A 16920-nucleotide genomic window follows, 5' to 3' on the forward strand; every position below is an offset into this window, starting at 1 on the left:
AACTGAGCATTTTATGCAGGCAATGTCATAAAGTCTGTATGTGTTATAACCCAGCGGTTATTAACGTAACCTGAACCAACCTGAATTTTTCCATTCAGGTTGGACAAGACTTTATAGAAAGGAGTTTACTTGAAAGAGTGAGGATCGAACGCGTGTCCAAGCTTTTCAGTTTTGGTCTTAATGTAGTTTTTATTGTCTTCTGTAATACCATGATCGATAGGTTTACGAGCCACTACATCAATACCCAGCGACTTAAGCGCGGCCATTTTCTTCGGATTATTCGTCATCAATTCAACACGGTGAACATTTAAGGTATCAAGCATTAACTTACAAATATCGTAACTACGTAAGTCGGCATCAAAACCGAGATGTTCATTCGCTTCAACCGTATCTAAACCACTATCTTGTAAATTGTAGGCACGAATTTTATTGAGTAGACCGATACCGCGGCCTTCCTGACGAAGGTAAAGTAAAACACCAAAACCATTCTCGGCAATATTTTGCATGGCTTTCTCTAACTGAAAACCACAGTCGCAACGGGTGCTAAACAAAGAGTCACCGGTTAGGCATTCTGAATGTATGCGGATGGGTACCACATCATCTTCTTTCCATTCACCGTAGGAAAGGGCAACATGCTCCTGTCCACTGGCTTCAACGAAACCATGGATTTTAAAATTACCGTGACGAGTGGGTAATTTTGCGGAACTGACATATTCGTATTTAGGCTGTTTGCTGCTCATGTTACTTCTACACCTGGATCATAAGCGTTTATGTGGGGGTGTTCTTGCCTTTTACAAGGGCTTGAGACAGGTTCATCTCCCCATTTATTAATGCGCGAATGTTACAATATACCCATTTCAAAGTGTAGTAATACCATAGCCTAATCGGTTTTAGGTTATAACGGTTTGAAGTCAATAAGGGGGGCAGGGGGGGCAACGCCGAAGCCTTGCGCAAAATCGACACCCATATTCCCCAGCTGTGTCATGGTGGCATCAGATTCTACAAACTCACCTACGGTCTGCATTCCCAAGGCTTTCGCTACGTCTTTAATCGATGAAACCATAGCCACATCTACCGGATCTGCTCGCATGTCTTTAATGAAAGTGCCGTCAATTTTGACTACATCTACAGGCAAGTGCTTTAAATACCCATAGGAGGCAAACCCTCTACCAAAATCATCTAATGCAAATGAGCAACCTAATCGATGGAAAGTGCGCATAAAGTCGATGGTGTATTCCATTTTAATAATGGCTACTGACTCAATCATTTCGAAGCAAATTTTATCGTAAGGTATTTTATAACGCTCAAACGCATTTAATACAAAGAGTTTAAAGTCTCTATCGGCTAACGAGTGGCAGTTCAAATTGATGCTACAGCGCTTCAATTTAGATAAATGCTCAGGATTCTCACTTAGCCAGTTAAAGGTATTAGTAATTACCCATTTATCTATTTTGACATTCATCTCAAAGCGTTCAGCGGTGGGTAAAAACGCTGCGGGCTCGATAATACTGCCATCGGTTTGTTTTAAACGTAAAAGTACTTCGTAATAGTGGCCGTCATTGGGTCTGCTTAGCGGCCTAAGAGGCTGGTAGTACAGCAGGAATCTGTCTTCAGATAGCGCAAGTTGAATAGTGTTAACCCAGTCAAGTTCGTCTTGATAACGCAGGGTACTTTCATCGTCTTTGCTGTACTTATGAATTTGATTGCGGCCTTGATCTTTCGCGTAGTAGCACGCGGCGTCAGCCATACAAATGTACTGCTCGGCAGTGCCGTTCGGCTCGGAACACACAACCATACCAATGCTAACCCCGAGGCTAAATATTCGGTTTTCCCATGAAAAACGATAAGCCTGAACGGCATTCAATAATTGAACAGCTTGTAAGTAAGTCGCTTCTTCTGGTTGGTTTTCAAATATAACGGCAAATTCATCGCCACTAATTCGGGCCAACATCGCCTCATTAGGCAGGGACTTTTCCAGTAAGTGAGCAATGTCTTTTAACAGGGCATCACCCGCTTTATGACCCGAAGTATCGTTAACCAGTTTAAATCGGTCTAAATCGAGATACAGTATACACGGCGGTATAGTCGACTTTTCACTGAGCTTAGCGGTTAGGGTAGTTTCAAACTGACGCCTATTGTACACCCCTGTTAGGGAGTCGTGGGTAGCCATAAATTGCAGGCTAGAGTCTGATTGCTTCTTCTCGGTAACATCGATAATAGAGCCATATAAAAAGCTACTGTCGTCGTTTTTTCGTACTTGGCAAGAGATGGAAAACCAAAATGCACTGCCGTTGGAACGCATTCCTTTAATTTCTCGTGTTGAAACCTGACCACTATGGAGTAACTCTCCGACTAATACATCGCGGTCTTCAATATTGGCGTAAAACTGCTTGGTGTTTTTTACTTGCTCCAGCATTTTGGACTCGTTCGGATAGCCAAACAATGCACACATGGCAGGGTTAACGGTTTTGAGCTCCCCCTCTAAGGTAGAAGTATAGAGTCCTTCACTGGAGTTTCTGAACAGGTCGTAAAAGTGATGAAGGCTGCTGATAGTTGCTTCATTTTCAGACAACTTTACTCGGCTGATATTTCTCTCTTTTAATTCAACAGCAAAGCCTAAACACAGCAAGGATAACGCCAGCAAGGTTAAGATAACCATGATAATGGAAGCGGTATAAAACATGTCGTCGAAGGCCACTTTCGCAAACACCGCATAGAGCATGAATACAAACACCCACGCGAATGCGAATAAGCGACTAGAGGCTAAATTTTGTTTGTCTTTGTAAATGAATGCCAACGCAAGATGATAGATAGCAATGATAGGGCTGGCAGCAAAAAGAATACGGGTAGCATCGAATGCATTGCTGGCTAACGCCGCGATAGTCATGGCAATAGGAAGCGCAAAAGTAAGTAGCCTAAGGGCTAAAGGAATAGGCGAGAATAGACTATGAGTCACTTTCGCCAGCATCAGAAAACTAAGGCCTATCAGGCAGGCAAAGGTTATTTCACTCGCGTTCGTCAAAGACGGCCAAGTAGCAAGGCCACCTTGTGCAACAAAGAATAGGGCAAATAAAACGAAATTAGTAATGGTGAGCCAGAAACGGGCTGGCGTGCGCTGATATAAATACGACAGCAAGAAATAGCCGGTTAATACTGTGAGCATCCCCAACACAATACCCAGCAGAATAAGCATGGTTTCATCGTATTGTTTAAGTTCTTGTTTTTCCCACAAAGAAATAGGGAAGTAGCGAAGCCCGTCATCGTATACCCCAATCACTAAACGTACATCTTCTTGGGGAGTCAGCGAAAAGCTTAAACGAATAGCAGAGAAGGGCTTCTTTAACGAAAAATCGCCTTTACCAGCTTGATAGCGGTAAGATTTTATAATGCGGGCATTGCCATCTAGTAGGTAAATCTGTAAGTCATTAATGTTGAGCCGGTCTATATTCAGCACCAAGGGAATAGTGCTAAACCCATCATTCCTTATTTCACTTGAAATCCAGAGTCGGCTATTTTTTCGGGTAAGGGGAATACCACTGGTTAAGGGGCTAGATGGGTGAAGTACATCTAAATACGTCATCGATTTATGAGCAACGAAGAATGAGCTGCTATCGTTAATGGTGGCTACACGAAACGATTCATCAACCGTGAATTCGGCTGCTACTGCTGAATTTTGCGCAGCCGAGCCTAATGCCCAAGTAGATAAGGTGATGAACGCGATGACGAATGCCAAAATTCCCTTTTTGATAAATGGCATAGCTACCTTATAAACGTATATTATTAAAGGTGAATACACTAATAGTAACGGAAGATTCTGATTTTGGGGATCAAAATGATAAAAAGAATGATGAAAAGACCATCATTTTTCATTAAACAAATATTCATAGAGGTCGTGAGCATTTTCATTGCTCCCTATTGGCTCAAGCCAAATGGCCTCACATAGCCACTCAATAAACATCATACAGCTAAAGCTGCCATGGCTTAGCGTGACTTGATACCGGTCTGCTCCCCACTCTTGATTTGTGGCATTTAAACTAAACAAGGAGCAGAAAGTTTGCTCCCATTGCTGTGCTTTTAAAGGCGTGGAAGGAAGCGGCATATCGATAAACAGCGCTTGGCCGTTAATTTTAGATGAAGCCTTAATATTTTGTATAGTTAACTGCTGCATGACAAGCTCGTGTGTGATGTTGATGCGGGTGGTTTGGAAAATGGGTGAATGTCCCATTTAGTATCAAAGGGTGTACTCGCGGCTTCTAGCAATGCTTCCGCCAGTGAAAAATCATCTTTCTCAGCCAGTGCAATTGCCTGCTGAAGCAAATGGGTACGAGGAATAACTGCAGGGTTTAGCGACAATAGCTGAGATTGACCTTGTTTGGCCAAGCGCAGTTCACGGTAGGTTTCCCACCATGCATCTAGTTTTTCTCTGTCAACGAATGTATCGCGAAAAGGGCACTGGATATTGTTTATATCTGCTAATGCTAACTGACGAAAGTTATAGGTGTAATCTTGGCTTTGGGTTTCAAGTATTTGTAGCCAAGACTGCATTAGCGCAAGGCTTGGCTCCTGTTCGCTTTCCTCAAGCCCCATACGCGAAAGCATAAGGTGCTGATACTGCGTTATAAAGGTTGATTCGAACGTCGATAATGCCGCTTTTATTTCATCAATTGAGCAATGACCTGAAAATGCATGAGCCAAAGCGTTTAAATTCCAAAGTGCAATCCCTGGTTGCTGATTAAACGCATAACGACCTTGATGATCGGAGTGGTTAAATACCGCCTCAGACTCGTAGGTGTCTAAAAAGGCATAAGGCCCATAATCGAACGTAATGCCATGAATCGACATATTGTCAGTGTTCATTACCCCATGTACGAACCCGTGGGTTTGCCACAAGGCAACTAATCTAGCGGTACGAGATACCACAGCCTTTAGCAATGAAGCATAAGGGTTTAGCGCTTCTTTGCATTCGGGAAAATGGTGTTCAATGGTGAAATCGAGCAAGCTTTGTAAATTATCGGTTTGGCTCGAATAAAAATAATATTCAAAGTGGCCAAAGCGAATGTGACTGGGGGCTGTTCGAATCATCATGGCACCGGTTTCAGGCCGCTCACGATATACCGTATCTGAACTGGTAAATAAGCACAGTGAACGACTCGACGGTATACCCAAAGAATGCAACGCTTCCCCGCCAATATATTCTCTTAGCGTTGAACGTAATACAGCCCGCCCATCTGCGTGTCTTGAATAGGGCGTTGGGCCGGCACCTTTTAGATGGAGATCTTGCGGGTGGCCCTGTGAATCAGTCGTTTCTGCTAAAAGCAGCCCACGCCCATCACCTAATTCAGGGTTCCATTGACCAAACTGATGGCCACCGTACTTTTGCGCAAATGCATGTTGGGTAAGTGGCGTAACGGGGGAATACAGCCAATCAAGCATGGTTTGAGGCTGCATCAAGTCATCAGGCAGCGCAAGTTCGTTGGCTAACTGGGTATTAAATAAGCCAACTTGCATGTCTTTTAACGGTTCAGGAAGTACAAAACTGCCCAGCCCTGTTAGGGTTTCTGCGTAGCGATTTAATAAACCCATAATTTAATAATTACCCAACGGCATGCAACAATGCATAAGGCGGAAAGTAGCAAAATGTGACCGCCAATAAAAGGGGCATTTACATCAGTGAGACACAGTGCAACTTATCACAGATTAAAATTAAACTTACCTTACATAAAACGTGTATAAAACACCTATGCCAGTAATAAAAAATAGACGGCCACATATTCGGCCCAAGGACGCGCTATGCTTACATTACATCATTTGAATAACTCCCGCTCACAACGTATTTTATGGTTATTGGAGGAGCTTGGAGTAGACTATAATATTGAACACTATCAGCGAGATAGCAAAACTAATCTTGCGCCAGATGCACTAAGAGCAGTGCACCCATTAGGTCGTTCGCCTGTGCTTACCACGCCCGAGGGTGCTATTGCTGAATCGGGTGCCATTGTTGAGTACTTGGTTCGTCAGTATGGACAAACTACGTTTTCTTCGCCTGAAAGTGGCGAAAACCTGCAGCAATATTTATTTTGGTTACACTTTGCCGAGGGCTCGTTAATGCCGCCGCTAGTGGCTAGGCTGGTACTTGAAAAAGCCCGTCAAAAAGGGTCTAAGCCTTTCTTTATCAAGCCCATCACGAATAAGCTAATTGATGGTATTTTGAATGCCTATTATGGGCCTAACTTAGCCCAGAGTTTGCGCTATGTAGAATCATACTTAGCCCACCATGCTTGGTTTGCCGGTGAACAACCGACAGGGGCCGATGTTCAGATGATATTCCCGTTAGAGTCGTTAGTGGCAAGCGGTAATGCGAAAGATTTTCCTGCTATTCGCGAATACGTTAAGCGGGTTCACGCAAGGCCTGCCTATAAAAAGGCGCTTGAGAAAGGTGGCGAATACGCTTACGCCTAGGCGTCGCGGCCTAGGTTAGCAATACGACTTAGCCTAGCGTCGCGACTTAGGGCTTTTAATGTTCACGATTTATGTAGTCATCAATAAGCTGCATAAAGGCATCGCCATAGCGAGATAGTTTGGTTTGCCCTACGCCGCTTACATCCAACATAGTATTGCGGGTAGTCGGTAGCTTAGCGGCCATATCTACTAGCGTGGCATCACTAAACACAACGTACGGCGGCACTTCGTTTTCTTCTGCTAGCACTTTACGTAAGTGCTTTAAGCGCATAAATAAGGTGCGGTCGTAGTTAGCAGGTGCTTGCTTCGCTTTTTTGTCTGGCTTGAATTCTAGTCTAGGCACTGCCAACTGCACCGGCACTTCGCCTTTAAGTACAGGCCGAGCGGCTTCTGTTAACCGAAGCGCTGCATGCGCAGTAATATCAACCCGTATCAACCCCTTATGAATAAGCTGGTTAATCATGTTGTTCCAGTAACTATCAGATTTGTCTTTGCCAATGCCATACGTTGAAAGCTGGTGGTGCCCTGCTTCTTGCAAGCGCTTTAGTTGTTTGCCGCGCAATACATCAATAAGATATTGGGTAGAGGCTTGCTGCGAAAGCCTAAGAATACAAGAAAGCACTTTTTGGCTAATGACCAAGCCATCAATCATGGTGGGTGGGTCTAGGCAAATATCACAGTTACCACAGGCACTATCGCTAAACTGAGAAAAATAGTTAAGCAACACTTGTCGGCGGCAGGTTTGCGCTTCAGAAAATGCTTCCATAGCCGCAAATTTTTGAAGTTCGATGGCATTTCTATCGGCTTGCTCACCTTGTTCTATCCACTGACGTACCCGAGCCGCGTCTTTTTCGTCGAACAGCAACATGGCTTCAGATTCAAGTCCATCACGACCTGCGCGCCCTGTTTCTTGATAGTAACTTTCAACACTTCGTGGCACATCATGATGTACAACGTAACGCACGTTCGACTTGTTAATACCCATACCGAAGGCAACGGTGGCCACCACAATATCAATTTTGTCGTTCAAAAACTGGCGCTGAACGAGTTCTCGCTCATCGGCATCCATACCCGCATGATAGGCCGCACAGCGAAAACCTTGTTTGAATAGTTTGGCGTGCAAGTCGTCTACTTTGGCGCGGCTATTACAATAAATAATCCCGCTGCCTTCTTGTTGCTTAACGTAGTCAACGACTTGTTCGAAGGCTTTATATTTTGCCATCACCCGATAACGAATATTGGGTCTATCGAAACTGCCTTTATAAACCAATGGTTCATTAAGTTGCAGTTGGGCGAGAATATCACTTTGGGTAGCGATATCGGCTGTGGCGGTTAAGCCAATCACCGGAATGTCAGGAAAGCGCGATTTAATCTGGCCGAGTGCACGGTAGTCATGCCTGAAATCGTGGCCCCAATGTGACACGCAGTGCGCTTCATCGATGGCGAATAACGCCACTTCAGTGGTGCGAAGGGTTTGCTGAAAGCCAAATTGAAGTAAGCGCTCAGGGGAGACATACAATAAATCTAACTGATTAGACACCAGTTGCTCTGAAATACTGGCTTGGTCTTCCTGACTGAGTGTTGAGTTCAGGTACGCAGCTTTCACCCCTAACGCTTTTAACTGTTCGACTTGATCTTGCATTAACGAGATAAGCGGCGACACTACAATACCGGTACCCGGGCGAATAAGGGCCGGAATTTGGTAGCACATAGACTTACCGCCACCGGTAGGTAGCAGTACAAGTGAATCTCCACCCTTGCATACATGGTGGATAACGTCTCCTTGTCCGTCGCGAAAATCATCATACCCGAACACATTTTTTAAAACGTTTTCAGGGGTTAGTGCATCGGAAATGGGAGAACTAATAGTGGTGTCGGCAATTACAGAAGTCATGGCGGGGGATTTTACGCGTTTTTCCACTATTCTTCACGAAACAAACGCAAAAACTGGACTAAAATTCAGAAGTCATATGAAAAGGTATAACAAATTAAAACAGTGCGGCAATTTAAATTAGGCTAACGTCGAAGTAATGCTACTCATTATTAAGGATGCATAATGCGCACTTCAGATAACAATAATATGCTTAGTCGCAACGACATGATTGCACATGTCATTAGTTTATTTCGTGATACTATGCCGTTTATCAAGTTGTTGGAGTTAGAGTTTGTTCGCCCTGACAGTAAAAAAGATGATGACAAAGAAGGTGACATCGAACTTCACGTGTCTTGGCGTGAAGCGTTAACTGGAAATCCACTGCAAAAAATTCTTCATGGCGGCGTAACAGCTACCATGTTAGATACCATAGGCGGCTTAGTCGCTATTATCGAAACGATTAAGCGTACGTCCGATGCCGACCTAGCAAGCTTGCAAACCCGTTTACCGAAATTTGGTACCGTAGATATGCGCGTCGACTATTTACGGCCCGGCCGTGGGGGAAAATTCATCGCTACGGCAAAGGTTATTCGTGGTGGGGCTAGGCTAGCGGTTTGTAGGATGGAGCTGCACAATGAAAAAGGCGATCATATTGCCTTTGGCACGGGTACCTATATGTTTGGGTAGCCGATAGAAAACGTATTTTGGAGGTAGCGAGTGGCGGAGCCATTACCCGATCTTATCGAAGAGTTTGTAACAGATGGTATGGGTGACGACCCAGCATCTATTCTTACCGCATTAAGTGGACAGGATACTGTCTACATTGCCTCCTTATTAGAGTCGTTGCCCTTAGAGCGACGACTTATCGTTTGGGAAGGTATACCACGAGACCGCAAACTTAGCGTGCTAGTGGAAATGCGTAGCGACCCCCGTGAAATACTCATCGATGCCACGCCTCACAACGAGTGGGCGTCTATTTTTGCCGATATTGACGCCGAAGACTTACTGGAACTTCTTGATTCATTACCCACACGGTTAGTTGATGTTGCCTATGAGGCACTAGACAGCCAAGAGCGTAAATACTTCCGCGAAGCGACTCAATTCCCCGATGAACAAGTGGGGCACTGGGTCAGCCATGAACTGCTGGTGCTACCAGCAAATGCCAAAGTTAAAGAAGGCTTACGCCTTTTGCGACGAGACATTCCTCAGCACTGCGATAGTATTTACTTGGTGAACCGTTCTGGTCAATTTACGGCACTGGTGAAAATTCATCGTCTTTTTTCAGCGCAAGAACATAGCTCACTGATTAGCATGGCTGAAGAAAATGTCACTATGCTAGTAGGCACAGATGAGTCTACCGCGGCATCCTTACAAGTGCAGCGCTCAGGGTTATCATCTTTGCCTGTGGTGGATGAATCTAACAAACTGATTGGCCGTTTAGATATAGCTTCGGCCAGTGAGTTAATGAACGAGTTTTACGAGCGCCAAGTGATGGCCTCGGCAGGTATGGATGAAGACGAAGATTTATTCTCACCTGTGGCAAAAAGTGCGAGAAACCGGGCATTATGGCTAGGTATAAACTTGCTTACCGCCTTTTTGGCATCTTGGTTTATTGGATTGTTTGAAGCCACCTTGCAGCAGGTGGTTGCCCTTGCGGTGCTTATGCCAGTGGTCGCCAGTATGGGCGGTATAGCAGGCAGCCAAACCCTAACCCTAATAGTGCGGGGGCTTGCGCTAGGTCAGGTAACCCCAGCCAACTTACGTGCGCTTATGATGAAAGAGCTAAAAGTCGGGGGGCTAAATGGCGTGATATGGGCGTTAGTAATAGGCATAGTGGCCTATTTTTGGTTTGCCGATGCGCTACTAGGTATGGTGATTTGTCTCGCTATTCTGTTTAACATTGTAGCAGCAGCCTTAGCTGGCGTGTTTGTGCCCTTTATTTTAGACAGACTAAAGATAGATCCGGCGCTATCAGGCTCGGTTATTCTTACCACGGTGACCGACATTGTAGGCTTTGTTGCCTTCTTAGGCTTAGGTACGCTGTTTTTGTTATAGCTGGAAATATAGTTTCACACAGCTTTATCGAAAAATACCCCATGCTGGGCGTTATAGGCTTGTTATCTAAAGCAAGGTAATAAACACTATGCGCCCTGTTTCAAACCTCTAAAGTGATTGTTAACCATGCGCGCCCAGCAAGCCAGTGCCGCCCAAGTCGGAATAATGTGTGCCATTGCGGCTTACACCATGTGGGGCATTGCGCCTATTTACTTTAAGCAGCTTACTGTATTGCCGGCGGCAGAGATTCTGATGCACCGGGTAATTTGGTCTGTTTTAGTGCTGGTGGGGTTAATTGCAGCGTTAAATCAGTGGCCTAAAGTTACCGCAGCGTTTCGTAATAAAAAAGTGATGCAGGTGCTATTTGTCGCCGGTATTTTACTTGGAGCAAACTGGCTACTGTTTATTTGGGCGGTGAATAACGATCACTTACTTGATGCCAGTTTAGGTTATTACATTAACCCTCTCATTAATGTGTTTCTGGGGCGACTTTTTCTCGGTGAGAGGCTAAGGGCGTTTCAACAAGTTGCCGTGGTATTAGCTATTGTAGGCGTGGCTATTCTTATTTTTTCGTACGGTCATGTGCCTTGGATAGCGCTAGTTCTGGCTGGAAGTTTTAGTATTTATGGTTTGTTGCGCAAGCAGGTGGCGGTAGATTCTTTGCCGGGACTGTTTATAGAAACCTTAATGTTATCGCCATTGGCCGTGGGCTATTGGCTACTATTTGGTTCACAGTACAGTAACTTGTTTGATAACGACACTCACTTAAACCTGCTTATTTTAGCCGCAGGCATTATCACTACTGCGCCTCTGTTGTGTTTTACTGCCGCGGCTCGGCGCATCATGTATTCAACCTTAGGCTTCTTTCAATACATAGGCCCTACACTCATGTTCATGTTGGCTGTGTACTTGTACGATGAACCGTTAGACGATGCCAGATTAGTCACCTTTGGTTTTGTATGGTTAGCACTTGCAGTATTTAGCGTCGACTCTTTTATTGCCTACAAAAAGCAGCGAAAAGCCTTAAGGGCATCGGTGCAGGCAGCTAAGGCAACCAGTGAAACTCAAACTTCTTGAGTTTCACTGCTAAGGTAAACTTGATTGCGCCCAGCATGTTTCGCTTTGTACAAAAGCTTATCTGCTGTGCTCAACAAAGTTTCTATATTTTGCGTGGGCGTATCACACAGGCCGATACTACAAGTTACTGACACGCTTTCTTCGCCTAACTGAATCGGTGTTTTCTGTAGCGCTATTCTGAACCTGTTTAACCGTTCTTTGGCGTTAATAATATCGATTTTCGGTAAATATACACAAAACTCTTCTCCGCCAAATCGTGCCACTAAGGTATCGCTAAAGTGTACCTGTAATAGATTTGCTACCGTTTTAAGTACTAGGTCGCCCGCATCATGCCCATAGGTATCATTAATACGTTTAAAATGATCCAGGTCAATCAGTGCTAACGAATGTTGTTCAGGTAGCTTTTTATATTGTACGGTTACCGTATAAAAGAAATGGCGACGATTGGGTAGCCCCGTTAAATAGTCAGAATTGGCCGCCCTGCGAATAGCTTCCACACTTTCAATATATTCAATATTTTGCATTACCCGGCACAAGAACTCTTCATGACAGTAGGGTAAGTGCAAAAAGTCGTTCGCGCCGCTTTTTATAAAATGCGCCGACATAAGCGGGCGTTGATCGCTGGCTAATCCAATAATAGCTAACTGCTCTTTTGAAAAGGCTTTACGCAGGCCAGATATAAACTGCGTGCCCGTCATATCAGGAAGGGCGTTGTCGGTAATAACCAATCTGATATGTGAATGCTCGGCAAGCATATTCATGGCTTCACTTGCGGTGGGGCAGTCATAAACCACAAAGTTATGCCGATAAAGCAGTGTTAGCATTTTTTTTCTAGAAGCACGGTGAGTGCTTACTACCACCACACCTGTAGATTTGTTTTTCTCTAATCGAAACAGCAAGCGGCTTAAATAATCATAATTTTGCGCGTTTTCTTTTGGGATGTAGTCAACCACATCCTTTTCTAATACTTTATCGCGGGTTTTCGCTTCTAAACTGTCGGTGGTGACTATGGTTGGGATAAAGGCATCAATGGCGAAATCGATAGCTTCGCCATTCGGCGCGTCAGGTAAGTTATGAGCAACAATGGCGCATAAGAAACTTTCGGGCATCATAAGCGCAAAACGGGCGCTCGCTTCGGTAAGCGAGTGAGCACCTACAGGGGTTAGCCCCGCTTTTCTTACAAGTTTTGATACAACGTCTAAATTTTTATCGCTGTTTTCTATTACCAGCACGTTTTGCGGCATATTTCTCTACTTGGGTTCAGGCTTCTTGCCAGATGACTATGCTTTTTCCAATTTAGCATAGGCGAGAACGAGCCATTTTGTACCAAATTCGTCAAAATTAACTTGTACCCTAGCGTGTTCACCACTGCCTTCGTAGTTTAATACTATCCCTTCACCAAATTTACGGTGAGCGACTTTTTGGCCCAATTGAAAGCCGGTTTCCTCAAAAGAGGCGTGTGATGTTGCTTGGCTGAATCGGTTATGTATCGGTCGAGAAATAGTAGACTTGAGCCTTACTTCTTCAACACAATCGGCGGGAATTTCACGAATAAAGCGAGATGCTGTGTGATATTTATCTTGCCCGTACAACCGGCGGCTTTCCGCATAAGTAATATACAGCTTCTGCATGGCGCGGGTCATGCCCACGTAACACAAGCGGCGTTCTTCTTCCATTCTGCCAGGTTCATCGTTGGTCATCTGGCTTGGAAACATGCCTTCTTCAACACCAGCCATAAACACCATTGGGAACTCTAGCCCTTTAGCAGTGTGAATAGTCATCATCTGCACTGCATCTTGGTCGGTACCCGCTTGGGTTTCACCCGCTTCTAACGAAGCATGAGCTAAAAAGGCTGAAAGCGGTGTCATTTCTTCTGCTTCATCCGGTACCATAAACTGCTTACACGCGGTAACCAATTCTTCTAAGTTTTCTAAGCGCGCTTGGGCTTTTTCGCCACGTTCGGCTTGATACATGGCGTATAAACCTGACTGCCTAATGGCCACATCGGCGTGTTTCTCTAAGGGCTCGTCTACGGTAGCTTGTTCAAGCTCGGTAACTAACAGCACGAAACTTTGAAGGGCGTTAAGTGCACGGCCTTTTAGTGCGTTTTCGTTAATGAGAAGTTGGCTAGCCTGCCACATAGAGCAATTATGTGTTCTGGCGGCTTCTCGTACTTGTGACAGGGTTTTTTCACCCATGCCGCGAGTAGGTGTGTTCACCACACGCTCAAAGGCGGCATCGTCATGAGGGTGATTCATCATGCGAAGGTAGCCAAGCGCATCTTTAATTTCTTGGCGTTCGAAGAATCGAAGGCCACCATAAATGCGGTACGGAGTACCTTGATGCAGTAAGGCTTCTTCTAATACCCGCGACTGGGCGTTATTGCGATATAAAATCGCGGTGTCTTTTAGCGCATTGCCTTGGTTCAGCCAGTCTTTAATTTTCGACACAATAAAACGGGCTTCGTCTAATTCGTTAAACCCAGCATAAACAGAAATTGGCTCGCCATCGTTGCCGTCTGTCCAAAGCTCTTTGCCTAATCGGCCAGTGTTGTTATCAATAACCGTATTCGCGGCTTTCAAGATAGTGCCGGTAGAGCGGTAGTTTTGCTCTAATCGAATGGTGGTGGGGTTGTTGAAGTCTTTCAGGAAATGCTGAATATTATCAACATTTGCACCACGCCAGCCGTAAATAGATTGGTCGTCATCGCCCACAATCATAATGTTGTTTTGATTGCCGCTACACAGCATGCGTAGCCACGCGTATTGAATGTTGTTGGTATCTTGGAATTCGTCCACTAATACCGCGCGGAAACGGCGCTGGTAGTTAGCTAATACTTCTGGGTTTTTAGCCCAAAGTTCATGTGCACGTAACAGCAACTCAGCGAAATCCACAAGCCCTGAGCGGTCGCACGCGTCTTGATACGCGGCGTAAATTTCACGCATTTTTTGTTGGGTTTGATCGTTGTGGGTTTCAATATGTTGAGGACGTAGGCCTTCGTCTTTATTACCGTTGATATACCACTGAATTTGACGGGGCACCCAGTGCTTTTCGTCTAAATTCATGGCTTTTAAAATACGTTTGATTAAACGGTATTGGTCGTCTGAATCAAGAATTTGGAAATTTTCAGGCAAATTAGCTTCTGCATGGTGGGCGCGAAGCAGTCTGTGGGCTAGACCATGGAAAGTACCAATCCACATGCTATTAAGGCCACGGCCCATCAACGATTCTATTCGGCCACGCATTTCTTTCGCGGCCTTGTTCGTAAAGGTTACGGCCAAAATGGAAAAAGGGGCAATATTTTCCACTTCCATTAACCATGCTATGCGATGTACTAACACCCGAGTTTTACCGCTTCCTGCGCCAGCTAATATGAGGGCGTTAGAAAGAGGGGCTGCTACCGCTTCACGTTGTTTGTCGTTAAGCTCGTCAAGCAGTCGGGATACATCCATAATATGGTCAACCTAATTTGTCTAGTTTCAATGCTGCAACATTATGCCAGCTGACTGTGAATTTATACAGGCCTGTTTAATGATGTTATCGAGTTGTCCTTGTTAATACTCTGACCCGTGTTTAGCTTTCTAGGTATGAGCGTGGTCCCGCAGTTAGATTTTTTAAAGATGATTCGAGCCGCAATGAAGGGGTGGTTATCGATAAATTGAACAATTTTCACGCTTGAAACCTAGTCTGAAGGTGTTGTTTTTATTATGCCTCATGTACACTTCGAGCCCTTGAGATGCTTTTTACAATCTAGGCCTTGTGCAATCTTGTGCCTACCCGCATTTAAGCGGGGTCTAAATTTTATTTTTACAGGAACTGCCTCATGCACGCACTCTCGCCATCGACTGACTTTTGGTTATCGTTAAAAAAAGAAGCGCAAATTGTGGCGGAAAGCGAGCCGCTATTAGCAAGCTATGTTCACGCCTGTATTTCAGCCCATCATAATTTTGAGTCGTCGTTAAGCTTTATACTCTCAAGCAAAATGGCTGATGAAGTCATGCCTGCTATTGCCATTCGTGAAGTGTTCGATGAGGCTTATTTGTTAGAGCCCTCTATTAGCGAATCTGCTATAGCAGATATTAACGCGATTCGTGCTCGAGACGCCGCAGTAGACGATTTTTTAGTGCCACTTTTACACTTTAAAGGTTTCCATGCTGTGCAAGTTCACCGTATGGCGCACTACTTGTGGTTGCATGGCAGACATCAATTGGCTTTATTCCTACAAAGCCGTAACTCGGCGACCTTCGGCGTAGATATTCACCCTGCCGCTAAGATAGGTAAAGGCGTGATGTTCGATCACGCCACCGGTATTGTGGTGGGGGAAACCGCGGTTATTGAAGATAACGTGTCTATTTTGCAGAGCGTAACTCTTGGCGGAACCGGTAACGAGTCTGGCGATCGTCACCCCAAAATTCGCCAAGGCGTGCTTGTTGGCGCAGGTGCTAAAATTCTCGGCAATATCGAAATTGGCGAAGGCTCAAAAGTGGGGGCGGGTAGTGTTGTGTTAGACAACGTTCCACCTCACGTTACCGTAGTGGGTGTGCCGGCTAAAGTCGTTGGGCGCCCAGTATGCCAGCGCCCTTGCGATTCCATGCGTCAAAACGTGTTAGAAGACAACCAGCCTTATTCGCAAAAGCCTTAAGAGCCATTATTTAAAGAGCAAGACCTAAAGAGCAAGACTTTAAGAGCAAGCGCTACTTGCTGCTTTACTTATAAGAAGTGAGCTAACTCGTCTAACGAATCTAGTGCCACGTGAGGGAGTACAGACGCTCTCTCACGAGGTAAATGCATTTCTCGGTTGCAAGCAAACCACGCCGACTGAAATCCTGCATTAATTGCCCCGTACACATCTTTAATAATGTTATCGCCCACATGCAGTATATGTTTGGGCGCTTCCCCTATAATAGTTACAGCTTCATCAAACATGGCTGGCGAAGGCTTCATGGGGCGGGTGACGCTCGAATGTAGAATTTCATCAAAATAAGGCGTAATGCCTATTTGGTCGGCGTTCACATTACCATTAGTAATGCCCACCAATGTCATGCGCTCACTCAGCAGCGATAAGGTACTATGCACATCATCAGCCAATTCAAATTGGCTTCTCGCGTGATAAAAACAGTCGAAACACGCTTGTACAGCAGCGTCTAATTCTTGAGTGTCATGTGATTGAATGTCATGCACTAACGCGGCATTTAGCACGGCTAAGCGCAGCTTTCCCATATCGGATGAATAAGTAGGATTGGCCGTGATAGCATCCCGCTTTAGCTGTTGCCAGTGTGTAGGAGTTAATGCTGCCGTTTTAGGGTGATACTGCTTTAAATGCGTATTCAACGCGGCTTCGGCTTGGCGAATAATAGGTTCGTTGTTATATAAGGTGTCATCAAGGTCGAAGGTCATAGCCTTCACGGTATTAATAGCTCTGAAGAACTGCATAATAGTTAAAGGCCTATTTCAAA

13 protein-coding genes are annotated in these 16920 nt (G+C 45.0%); 5 read left to right on the top strand and 8 right to left on the bottom strand.

The genetic code is table 11. From position 1 onward, the window contains the following. Positions 1-125: 125 nt before the first annotated feature. From ribA to Q4561_RS06105, 4 genes are all read right to left on the bottom strand, one after another. Positions 126-740: a GTP cyclohydrolase II gene (gene ribA, locus Q4561_RS06090; RefSeq protein ID WP_303458364.1), complete on the bottom strand. Its 615-nt coding sequence runs from the start codon at positions 738-740 to the stop codon at positions 126-128. Positions 741-895: 155 nt separating this feature from the next. After that, positions 896-3757: an EAL domain-containing protein gene (locus Q4561_RS06095; protein ID WP_303458365.1), complete on the bottom strand. Its 2862-nt coding sequence runs from the start codon at positions 3755-3757 to the stop codon at positions 896-898. 102 nt (positions 3758-3859) lie between these two features. Then, positions 3860-4168: a DUF3630 family protein gene (locus Q4561_RS06100; protein ID WP_303458367.1), complete on the bottom strand. Its 309-nt coding sequence runs from the start codon at positions 4166-4168 to the stop codon at positions 3860-3862. After that, a complete protein-coding gene (locus tag Q4561_RS06105) occupies positions 4156-5583 on the bottom strand; it encodes a YdiU family protein (protein ID WP_303458368.1) in 1428 nt (475 codons plus the stop codon). The genes Q4561_RS06100 and Q4561_RS06105 overlap by 13 nt, the downstream gene beginning before the upstream one ends. A gap of 207 nt (positions 5584-5790) precedes the next feature. Here Q4561_RS06105 and Q4561_RS06110 point away from each other — a divergent pair, with 207 nt between their 5' ends. Next, positions 5791-6459: a glutathione S-transferase family protein gene (locus Q4561_RS06110; RefSeq protein ID WP_303458370.1), complete on the top strand. Its 669-nt coding sequence runs from the start codon at positions 5791-5793 to the stop codon at positions 6457-6459. Positions 6460-6514: 55 nt separating this feature from the next. On the opposite strand, the gene recQ is transcribed toward Q4561_RS06110, so the two are convergent. Continuing rightward, the gene (gene recQ, locus Q4561_RS06115) at positions 6515-8353 is read right to left on the bottom strand and encodes a DNA helicase RecQ (RefSeq protein ID WP_303458529.1); all 1839 of its coding nucleotides are present in this window, start codon (positions 8351-8353) and stop codon (positions 6515-6517) included. Positions 8354-8515: 162 nt separating this feature from the next. Between recQ and Q4561_RS06120 the strand changes: the two genes are divergently transcribed. From Q4561_RS06120 to rarD, 3 genes are all read left to right on the top strand, one after another. Then, positions 8516-9019 (top strand): thioesterase family protein, encoded by a 504-nt coding sequence (locus Q4561_RS06120; protein ID WP_303458371.1) that lies wholly within the window; start codon positions 8516-8518, stop codon positions 9017-9019. Positions 9020-9049: 30 nt separating this feature from the next. Continuing rightward, on the top strand, positions 9050-10387 hold the full coding sequence (locus Q4561_RS06125) for a magnesium transporter (RefSeq protein ID WP_303458372.1): 1338 nt from the start codon (positions 9050-9052) through the stop codon (positions 10385-10387). A gap of 126 nt (positions 10388-10513) precedes the next feature. Beyond that, positions 10514-11464 carry an EamA family transporter RarD gene (rarD, locus tag Q4561_RS06130; RefSeq protein ID WP_303458374.1) on the top strand — a complete coding sequence of 317 codons (951 nt, stop codon included), beginning with the start codon at positions 10514-10516 and terminating at the stop codon, positions 11462-11464. Here the strand turns inward: rarD and Q4561_RS06135 are convergent. After that, on the bottom strand, positions 11452-12708 hold the full coding sequence (locus Q4561_RS06135) for a diguanylate cyclase (RefSeq protein WP_303458375.1): 1257 nt from the start codon (positions 12706-12708) through the stop codon (positions 11452-11454). The two genes, rarD and Q4561_RS06135, sit on opposite strands and share 13 nt — an antisense overlap. Positions 12709-12744: 36 nt before the next feature. After that, on the bottom strand, positions 12745-14916 hold the full coding sequence (uvrD, locus tag Q4561_RS06140; RefSeq protein WP_303458377.1) for a DNA helicase II: 2172 nt from the start codon (positions 14914-14916) through the stop codon (positions 12745-12747). A gap of 371 nt (positions 14917-15287) precedes the next feature. On the opposite strand from uvrD, the gene cysE reads away from it, so the two are divergent. Beyond that, positions 15288-16106 (top strand): serine O-acetyltransferase, encoded by an 819-nt coding sequence (gene cysE / locus Q4561_RS06145; protein WP_303458379.1) that lies wholly within the window; start codon positions 15288-15290, stop codon positions 16104-16106. Between the two features lie 68 nt (positions 16107-16174). On the opposite strand, the gene Q4561_RS06150 is transcribed toward cysE, so the two are convergent. Next, complete coding sequence (locus tag Q4561_RS06150) at positions 16175-16897, bottom strand: HAD-IA family hydrolase (RefSeq protein ID WP_303458381.1); 723 nt, start codon at positions 16895-16897, stop codon at positions 16175-16177. Positions 16898-16920 lie beyond the last annotated feature (23 nt).

The organism is Alteromonas sp. 1_MG-2023, assembly GCF_030547075.1.
Taxonomy (GTDB): domain Bacteria; phylum Pseudomonadota; class Gammaproteobacteria; order Enterobacterales; family Alteromonadaceae; genus Alteromonas.